This window comes from Qipengyuania psychrotolerans, from assembly GCF_019711355.1.
In the GTDB taxonomy this organism is placed as follows: domain Bacteria; phylum Pseudomonadota; class Alphaproteobacteria; order Sphingomonadales; family Sphingomonadaceae; genus Qipengyuania; species Qipengyuania psychrotolerans.
In genome coordinates this window covers 1,991,496-2,000,000 of record NZ_CP081297.1, presented here as the reverse complement: position 1 = coordinate 2,000,000, position 8,505 = coordinate 1,991,496, and the positions used below count along the sequence as shown (strand labels likewise).

Annotated in this window: 8 protein-coding genes, 1 tRNA gene and 2 rRNA genes (1 of these 11 cut by a window edge); 9 read left to right on the top strand and 2 right to left on the bottom strand. The window is 59.0% G+C overall.

The genetic code is table 11. From position 1 onward, the window contains the following. From K3166_RS09800 to K3166_RS09790, 3 genes are all read left to right on the top strand, one after another. Positions 1-1,219, top strand: a 23S ribosomal RNA gene (locus K3166_RS09800); it begins 1,590 nt to the left of the window's first position. 117 nt (positions 1,220-1,336) lie between these two features. Then, positions 1,337-1,451, top strand: a 5S ribosomal RNA gene (gene rrf, locus K3166_RS09795). Between the two features lie 122 nt (positions 1,452-1,573). Continuing rightward, positions 1,574-1,650: transfer RNA gene (locus tag K3166_RS09790), tRNA-Met, on the top strand. Positions 1,651-2,056: 406 nt separating this feature from the next. Here K3166_RS09790 and K3166_RS09785 read toward each other — a convergent pair. Beyond that, positions 2,057-2,395, bottom strand: a complete 339-nt coding sequence (locus K3166_RS09785) for an ArsR/SmtB family transcription factor (RefSeq protein ID WP_221422067.1) — start codon at positions 2,393-2,395, stop codon at positions 2,057-2,059. Beyond that, the gene (locus tag K3166_RS09780) at positions 2,392-3,063 is read right to left on the bottom strand and encodes a peroxiredoxin (RefSeq protein ID WP_247714603.1); all 672 of its coding nucleotides are present in this window, start codon (positions 3,061-3,063) and stop codon (positions 2,392-2,394) included. Before K3166_RS09780 ends, K3166_RS09785 begins: the two co-directional genes overlap by 4 nt. Positions 3,064-3,137: 74 nt before the next feature. Between K3166_RS09780 and K3166_RS09775 the strand changes: the two genes are divergently transcribed. From K3166_RS09775 to K3166_RS09750, 6 genes are read left to right on the top strand one after another with little or no spacing between them, the layout of a single operon-like run. Then, a complete protein-coding gene (locus tag K3166_RS09775; protein WP_221422066.1) occupies positions 3,138-4,067 on the top strand; it encodes an MBL fold metallo-hydrolase in 930 nt (309 codons plus the stop codon). Further along, positions 4,064-4,510 carry a YeeE/YedE family protein gene (locus K3166_RS09770; protein ID WP_221422065.1) on the top strand — a complete coding sequence of 149 codons (447 nt, stop codon included), beginning with the start codon at positions 4,064-4,066 and terminating at the stop codon, positions 4,508-4,510. Before K3166_RS09775 ends, K3166_RS09770 begins: the two co-directional genes overlap by 4 nt. Continuing rightward, entirely contained in the window at positions 4,510-4,929 is a 420-nt protein-coding gene (locus tag K3166_RS09765; protein WP_221422064.1) for a DUF6691 family protein, read from the top strand. Before K3166_RS09770 ends, K3166_RS09765 begins: the two co-directional genes overlap by 1 nt. Then, entirely contained in the window at positions 4,926-5,339 is a 414-nt protein-coding gene (locus K3166_RS09760) for a protein tyrosine phosphatase family protein (protein WP_221422063.1), read from the top strand. Before K3166_RS09765 ends, K3166_RS09760 begins: the two co-directional genes overlap by 4 nt. Positions 5,340-5,361: 22 nt before the next feature. Next, complete coding sequence (locus tag K3166_RS09755; RefSeq protein ID WP_247714602.1) at positions 5,362-6,594, top strand: NAD(P)/FAD-dependent oxidoreductase; 1,233 nt, start codon at positions 5,362-5,364, stop codon at positions 6,592-6,594. Next, positions 6,558-8,417 (top strand): SulP family inorganic anion transporter, encoded by a 1,860-nt coding sequence (locus K3166_RS09750; RefSeq protein WP_247714601.1) that lies wholly within the window; start codon positions 6,558-6,560, stop codon positions 8,415-8,417. The genes K3166_RS09755 and K3166_RS09750 overlap by 37 nt, the downstream gene beginning before the upstream one ends. Positions 8,418-8,505: the final 88 nt, after the last annotated feature.

Below are 8,505 nucleotides of genomic sequence, written 5' to 3'. Positions count from 1 at the left end.
GCTTGAGAGAAGTATCCTGAAGGAACTCGGCAAATTGCCTCCGTACCTTCGGAAGAAGGAGGCCCTCTCATTACGCAAGTAGTGTGGAGGGGGCACAGGCCAGGGGGTAGCGACTGTTTAGCAAAAACACAGCACTCTGCTAAGTCGGCTTCAAGACGACGTATAGGGTGTGACGCCTGCCCGGTGCTCGAAGGTTAAGAGGAGGAGTGCAAGCTCCGAATTGAAGCCCGAGTAAACGGCGGCCGTAACTATAACGGTCCTAAGGTAGCGAAATTCCTTGTCGGGTAAGTTCCGACCTGCACGAATGGCGTAACGACTTCCCCACTGTCTCCAGGATATGCTCAGCGAAATTGAATTCTCCGTGAAGATGCGGAGTACCCGCGGTTAGACGGAAAGACCCCGTGCACCTTTACTGCAGCTTTAGAGTGGCATTAGGAAAGAATTGTGTAGAATAGGTGGGAGGCTTTGAAACTTGGGCGCCAGTCCTTGTGGAGCCAACCTGTGAAATACCACCCTGTTGTTTTCTGATGTCTAACCTAGATCCGTTATCCGGATCAGGGACCCTCTATGGCGGGTAGTTTGACTGGGGCGGTCGCCTCCTAAAGAGTAACGGAGGCGCGCGATGGTATGCTCAGGACGGTTGGAAACCGTCTGCAAGAGTGCAATGGCATAAGCATGCCTGACTGCGAGACTGACGAGTCGAGCAGAGACGAAAGTCGGTCATAGTGATCCGGTGGTCCCTCGTGGAAGGGCCATCGCTCAACGGATAAAAGGTACGCCGGGGATAACAGGCTGATGATTCCCAAGAGCTCATATCGACGGAATCGTTTGGCACCTCGATGTCGGCTCATCACATCCTGGGGCTGGAGCAGGTCCCAAGGGTTTGGCTGTTCGCCAATTAAAGTGGTACGTGAGCTGGGTTCAGAACGTCGCGAGACAGTTTGGTCCCTATCTGCCGTGGGCGTCGATACTTGATAGGAGTTGCCCCTAGTACGAGAGGACCGGGGTGAACATACCTCTGGTGTACCAGTCATTCCGCCAGGAGTGCCGCTGGGTAGCTATGTATGGAAGGGATAACCGCTGAAAGCATCTAAGCGGGAAGCCTCCCTAAAGATAAGGTATCTTCGAACCGTCGTAGACCACGACGTTGATAGGCCGGGTGTGGAAGCGCAGTAATGCGTGTAGCTAACCGGTCCTAATAGTTCTTTTCGCGCTTGTAGGATCCATACCATCAACGACAGCCCTGCTGGGTTGTCCGAGAGGTGGAAGAAACTTCAGCCGGATAAACGCCCAGTATCGTGCATCGATTTAAAACCCATGTCCGCCAGCTTCATTGCTTGGTGACCTTAGCGTCTGTGACCCACCCGATCCCATCTCGAACTCGGCCGTGAAACCGGACAGCGCCGATGGTACTAGTGCTCAAGCACTGGAAGAGTAGGTCGTCGCCAGGCATTGCAGCCGGCGGGCATTGGTAACAAACCCATTCACAGTTTCAAAAAAGCCGCTGCCGGTGCGAACCGAGCGGCGGCTTTTTCGTCTCCGGCGTAAGTGCCGGAGTCGATCCACACGGTGCCGCGGGGTGGAGCAGTCCGGTAGCTCGTCAGGCTCATAACCTGAAGGTCGTTGGTTCAAATCCAACCCCCGCAACCACCGTCCCTTTGAAAACCCAACACAAACTCACCCCGCTCCAACCAGCGGGGCTTTCGTCGTGCCCAAATAGAAATGCAAACCAGGCACATGGCCTGCCTGAGCTCGGCCCCAAGGCGAGATCCCCAAGCTCTCGAGCAGGTCGCGAAGGAGCGCAGAGGGCGGAATTGGCAAGGTAAACTGGCATGTTAGCTGCCGTAGTCCTGCGATCGCTCAGTGCATTTAACTAGAGGGATTCAGCAAGGTTGGCAGGGCCTCGATGACTGCCATTTTCTAATCGGCAAGATAGAGGGACCGACTGCTTCACCGTACTTCTTTTGCCGGTGTTGCGGGCCTTCCAAGGTGACGCAGCCCAGGCCCCGAGCATGCATTTCAGACCAGATCTCTCATCTCTATCTCGGCTGCCTTCTCACGTAAGTTTTGCGAAATTGGCGACGCCGGGAGCGGGTTGACGCGAATATCGGACAACCCCTGCGGACATTCCGCCCAGCTCTCCCGTAGCGGCAGTGACCTTCGCAAGCCTGCCCTCATCAATCCGGTAGTAGACTAGCTTTGCGTCTTTGCGAGTTGTCACAAGCCCTGCATTTCGCAGAACTGCCAGCTGCTGAGACAGGGTCGGTTGGCCGATCTCGGCGGTCTCGTCGATCTCGCCTACATTGCGTTCCACGCCCGTCAGCGCTCGCATGATCCTCAGTCGCACCGGGTGAGCCAGAGCCTTCAGCGCGTCGACGAACTCTTCATCTGTCATTTCCTTGAACCCCGCCCGGCTTCTCTGATGAACCAGTCAGTCTGGCCCTTGGCGGAGAAGACAGTGTCCAATGATGCATCGGGCTGAGCAAGCAGTGCCTCGCCGGGTGCCCAGTTCGCAGGAGCCAGCACAGGACCTTCATCGACGGCCTGAAGCGCATCGAGGGTCCGGAGCATCTCGGGCGTCGATCGGCCAACATTGGCAGGGTAACACGTCATCGCGCGGATAACCCCCTGCGGATCGATAAAGAAAGTCGTTCGCACAGTCGCACTGTCGTTATCTTGCGGAGCTACCATCCCGTAGGCCCGCCCGATCACCAGCGTAGGGTCTTCCACGATGGGAAAGCGCACTTCAATATCGTAACGATCCCTGATCATTCTGAGCCAGGCGAAATGCGAGAATAGGCTGTCGACCGCGAGCGCCATCAGAGCGCAGTCGCGCTTTTCGAATTTGTCCGCCGAAGAGGCGAGGGCAACGAACTCGGTCGTGCAGACCGGGGTGAAGTCGGCGGGATGAGAGAAAAGGATAAGCCACCGCCCTCGATAATCGGACAGGCGCACCTGACCGACCGTGCTCCTCACAGAAAAGTCAGGAGCCACATCTCCTATTCGTAGTCCTGCGCCTGACGCCTCTCGCTGGGCTTTCGGGTCGATCATCTTGTCGGTCATCGGGTTTACATACCACTTGACATTCAAATGGCAACACATATAATCAGTTTATGTAATTGATTGGAGATAAGTCCATGGCGGACGATCAGAACCTTCAGCTTGCTACATCGCAGATCGAACGCGCGCAGGCGGAGAAGCGCTTGCGCCCCTCGATAGCGGGCTTTTTCGATGAGGCGACAAACACTGTTTCCTACGTCGTGCACGATCCTGCAACGAACGAAGCGGCCATCATCGACTCGGTGCTCGATTACGAAGCGGCTTCGGGCCGCACTTCGCACGGCTCGGCAGACAGGATAGTCGAATATGTCACTTCTAATAATTTGCAAGTGAAGTGGCTTATCGAGACGCATGCGCACGCCGATCATATCTCGGCCGCCCCCTACCTGCAGGACCGGCTCGGCGGAAAACTGGCGATTGGGCGCGAGATCATCAGGGTGCAGGAAGTGTTCGGCAAGCTGTTCAACGCAGGCACCGACTTCGAACGGGACGGATCGCAGTTCGACAAGCTGTTCGAAGATGGCGAAGTGTTCAAGGTCGGGGAGATTGAAGGCATCGCGCTTCATGTCCCCGGGCACACGCCGGCAGACATGGCTTTCATCATTGGCGATGCTGCCTTTGTGGGTGACACGATATTCATGCCGGATTTCGGGACGGCGCGTGCCGACTTCCCTGGCGGTGACGCACACCAGCTGTATCGCTCTATCCGTCGGCTGTTATCGTTGCCGGATGAGACCCGGCTGTTCCTGTGCCACGATTACAAGGCGCCCGGGCGTGATGAGTACGCTTGGGAAACGACCGTCAAGCAGCAGCGGGAAGAGAACGTCCATGTGAAGGACGGGGTCAGCGAAGAGGAGTTCGTGGAAATGCGGACGACCCGCGACAAGACCCTCGCCATGCCTAACCTGATCATGCCCTCGGTGCAGGTGAACATTCGCGGTGGGCATCTGCCCGAGCCGGAAGACAACGGCGTCAGCTACATCAAAATTCCGGTGAATGCCGTATGATGCTCCCTGGATATCCTGAAGCCGCACCCCTTGCCGGACTGGCCGGCGGTGCCCTCATTGGTATTGCCGCTGCCCTGATGCTGCTGGGTCTTGGTCGGATCGCCGGCGTTTCGGGACTTGCCGCAAAGGCGGTTGGTCTCGGCGGCAGTGGCATTTCCCGAAGCGGGGCGTGGATGTTCGTTATCGGCCTCCCGCTCGGCGCATTGATCGTATCGGCAGCTACTGGCGGCATCGAAGCCAGTTTCGCCAATCCCGTCACGCTGGCAATCGCAGGCGTAATTGTCGGCATCGGCACACGTCTTGGCAGCGGTTGCACGAGCGGACACGGGGTGTGCGGTGTCAGTCGCCTGTCTACCCGCTCGATCGTCGCCACACTGACCTTCATGGTCACCGGTATTGCCACGGTCGCCGTCATGAATGCATTAGGTTTGGAGGTTCTGTGATGCGCACTGCAATCACCTCTCTCGTGGTGGGAACCTTGTTCGGCGCAGGCCTTGCCCTTGGGGGCATGACCGATCCGGCGCGCGTTCGCGGTTTCCTCGATATCTTTGGCGACTGGGATCCCACGCTGGCGTTTGTCATGGGCGGGGCGGTCATCGTAATGGCGATCGCCTGGCTCATCGTCCCGCGCATGGCCGAACCACTCATTGCCGACGAATTCCACTTGCCGACCAAGTCGGGCCTGACCCCGAGCCTGATCGGCGGCGCGGCCCTGTTCGGCATGGGCTGGGGAATTGCGGGCCTGTGCCCAGGGCCCGGCATCGCCGCGCTTGTGATCGAACCAGTGTCCGCCGCGATCTTCGTCATCGCAATGCTGGCAGGTATGGCCGCCTTGCGCCTGGTGGAAGGTGCGTCGTCGTGAAGCTCGCGCAAGTAACCGAAGGCTTCGCGGTTTCGCCGCAACTCCGGCCTGAAGAGCTGCAACAGTTGGCTCAGGGCGGTTACACCACGGTGATCTGCAACCGGCCCGATGGTGAGGATCCGGACCAGCCAACAGTCGAGGCGATGCGGAGTGCGGCGGAGGCCGCCGGCATCGCCTTCCACCACATACCGGTTTCCGGAGGAACGTTCCCGCCAGCTGCGATCAGGGCGTTTGCCCAGGTCCGGAAGGGAGCCGAAGGCAAGGTCCTTGCATACTGCAGGACGGGAACGCGTTCGATAACTCTCGATGCCCTTGCCAATACCGAGCAGCTGACGACGGACGAGCGTATCGGGCGCGCCAAGATGGCGGGATACGACCTGGCCGCCATGCGTGACAAGCTGACTCAATAATCAGAATTACGGAGAGATCGTCATGGCACAGATGCTCAAGCACGAGGTCGTTATCATCGGCGGAGGCTCTGCGGGAATAGCCACGGCAGCATCTATGTTGAAGCGGCGGCCGTCCCTCGACATCGCAATCGCCGAGCCCAGCGAGGATCATTATTACCAGCCTGGCTGGACAATGGTTGGGGCCGGGGTCTTCGAAGCGCCGGTCACGCGCCACACCATGGCAAGCGTCATGCCGAAGGGGACCATCTGGTTGCACCAGGCTGCCGCGACATTCCAGCCTGAGAACAATCAGGTGACGCTGTCCGATGGCACGACAGTCACTTACGAGATTCTGATCGTGGCACCGGGTATCCGGTTGGCCTGGAAAAAAATCGACGGTCTGGAGGAAACTCTCGGCAAGAACGGGGTGACGTCCAACTACCGCTACGACCTGGCGCCCTATACCTGGGAACTCGTCCGCACCCTCAAGTCTGGCCGGGCAATCTTCAGCCAGCCCCCGATGCCCATCAAGTGTGCTGGCGCCCCGCAGAAGGCGATGTATCTTTCCTGCGATGCCTGGCTGGACCGCGGCGTGCTCGGCGACATCGATGTCGAGTTCCGCAATGCTGGCGGCGTGCTCTTCGGAGTAAAGGAATATGTGCCCGCTCTGGAAGAGTACGTCGAGAAATACGGGATCGGCCTGAAGCTCAACCAGAATCTGGTGGCGGTCGATGGGCCGGGCCGGCAAGCGACTTTCAAGACTGAGAATGGCGAGGAGACAGTGGGGTTCGACATGCTTCACGCCGTCCCACCGCAGGTTGCCCCGCAGTTCGTTGCCGACAGTCCGCTCGCCAATCCCGAAAGCGGCTTCGTCGATATCGACAAGTTCACGCTGCAGCACGTCCGCTACCCGAATGTATTCGGGGTAGGCGATGCCGGGTCCACGCCCAATGCCAAGACTGCAGCTGCTGCGCGCAAACAGGCGCCGATTGTTGCGGTCAACGCCTTGTCCGTGCTGGATGCCAAAAAGCCGGTGGCCGACTACGACGGATATGGATCCTGTCCGCTCACCGTGGAGCGCGGAAAAATCGTCCTCGCCGAGTTCGGGTACGACGGTAAACTTCTGCCGAGTTTTCCGAAGTGGCTAATCGATGGCACGCGGCCTCGCAGGCTTAGCTGGCTCCTGAAATCCGAAATTTTGCCTTGGGTTTACTGGAACGGGATGCTCAAGGGGCATGAGTGGCTGGTGAAACCGCAGGTGAAGAAGGCGGCATAATCGTGAGCGACAGCACCCCTGACGCGGCTTCGGTGCCGTCTGGTTTGCCGCGCAAGCACAAACCCGGATTGCTGTCGCAATATTTTCCCATTCTTGAATGGGGGCGATCCTATAACCGATCTGTCCTGACGAACGATCTTGTCGCAGCGATCATCGTTACGATCATGCTGATTCCGCAAAGCCTGGCTTATGCGCTGCTGGCGGGGCTTCCGCCGGTGGTCGGCCTCTATGCCTCGATCCTGCCGCTGGTGGCCTACGCGATTTTCGGCACGAGCCGTACGCTGGCAGTAGGGCCGGTCGCCGTCGTCTCGCTCATGACGGCAAGCGCGGCGGGAGCCGTGGCGGCGCAGGGGACTGCGCTCTATCTCGAGGCGGCGATCACGCTGGCAGCGCTGTCCGGTATCATGCTGGCAGTCCTCGGCTTATTGCGCATGGGCTTTCTCGCCAATCTTTTGTCCCACCCGGTGATCAGCGGGTTCATCACCGCCAGCGGCATCCTGATTGCTACCAGCCAGTTGAAGCACATCCTCGGCGTTTCGGCAGGCGGCGATACCTGGCCTGCAATGCTCGGCGGTTTGGCCTCCGCCTTCGGCACCATCAATCCGTGGACCCTCGCGATCGGGATTCCGGCGACGCTGTTCCTGTTCTGGGTTCGCAAGGGCCTGAAGCCTGCCCTCGTAAAGTTGGGCCTGGCGCCGAGGACCGCCGAAATTTCGGCAAAGGCTGGTCCGGTGATCGCGGTGATCGCCACGATCCTCGCCGCGATTGGGCTCGACCTTGAAAATCGCGGAGTAAACCTCGTCGGCGCGATCCCGCAGGGGCTGCCCCCATTTGCCTTGCCCTCGACGGATCTCGGATTGATCGGGCAATTGTGGGTGCCTGCCCTGCTGATTTCGATCATCGGTTTCGTGGAAAGCGTATCGGTCGCGCAGACCTTGGCGGCAAAACGCCGCCAGCGGATTGCTCCAAATCAGGAATTGATCGGTCTTGGAGCGTCGAACATCGCCAGCGCATTTTCTGGAGGTTATCCGGTCACCGGAGGCTTTGCCCGCTCGGTGGTAAATTTCGATGCCGGGGCTGAAACGCCTGCGGCTGGTGCCTATACCGCTGTCGGCATTGCACTGGCCGGCCTGTTCTTGACCCCGCTTCTTTACAGCCTGCCTATCGCGACCCTTGCTGCCACAATCATCGTCGCAGTTCTCAGCCTCGTCGATCTCAAGACGCCCGCGGAATTGTGGAATTATTCCAAGGCAGATTTCGCCGCACACATGGCCACGATCGTGATCACGCTGATCGCGGGGGTCGAGATGGGTGTGATCGCCGGGGTCGGGGTGGGATTGTTGCTCTATCTGTGGCGGGCAAGCCGCCCGCACGCGGCCATCGTGGGGCGCGTCCCCGAAAGTGAGCATTTTCGCAATGTCGACCGGCACAATGTCTTCACTGTGCCGCATGTTCTGTCGATTCGGATCGACGAGAGCCTGACATACCTCAACGCTCGCTGGCTGGAAGAATATGTTCTGGAAGAGATCGCGGATCGCCCTGCTGTGCGCCACGTGATCCTGATGTGCAGCGCGGTCAACGAGATCGATGCTTCCGGCCTGGAAAGCCTTGAAGCTATCAACCACCGCCTGATTGATGCCGGGATCGGACTGCATCTGTCCGAAGTGAAAGGCCCGGTGATGGACCGGCTGAAGCGGACGCACTTCATCGAAGAACTCAACGGGCAGGTATTCCTGTCACAGAACCGTGCCTTTCGTGAGCTGGCGTCCAATGGTGGCCCGCCCGCAGAGCCTATCGCCGATGCCGCGCGTGGAATGATCTGATGCCTTCGATACCGATCACGGGTTTGCGGCTTCGCAGGACCGGGATCATCAGGAAAACAATCGACCGTTGGCTTCAAACACCTGCCGA

Excerpts from the sequence above, each read along its gene's own strand:
- K3166_RS09785 (WP_221422067.1), bottom strand. The coding sequence starts at position 2,395 with ATGACAGATGAAGAGTTCGTCGACGCGCTGAAGGCTCTGGCTCACCCG.
- K3166_RS09775 (WP_221422066.1), top strand. The coding sequence starts at position 3,138 with ATGGCGGACGATCAGAACCTTCAGCTTGCTACATCGCAGATCGAACGC.
- K3166_RS09765 (WP_221422064.1), top strand. The coding sequence starts at position 4,510 with ATGCGCACTGCAATCACCTCTCTCGTGGTGGGAACCTTGTTCGGCGCA.
- K3166_RS09770 (WP_221422065.1), top strand. The coding sequence starts at position 4,064 with ATGATGCTCCCTGGATATCCTGAAGCCGCACCCCTTGCCGGACTGGCC.
- K3166_RS09780 (WP_247714603.1), bottom strand. The coding sequence starts at position 3,063 with ATGACCGACAAGATGATCGACCCGAAAGCCCAGCGAGAGGCGTCAGGC.
- K3166_RS09755 (WP_247714602.1), top strand. The coding sequence starts at position 5,362 with ATGGCACAGATGCTCAAGCACGAGGTCGTTATCATCGGCGGAGGCTCT.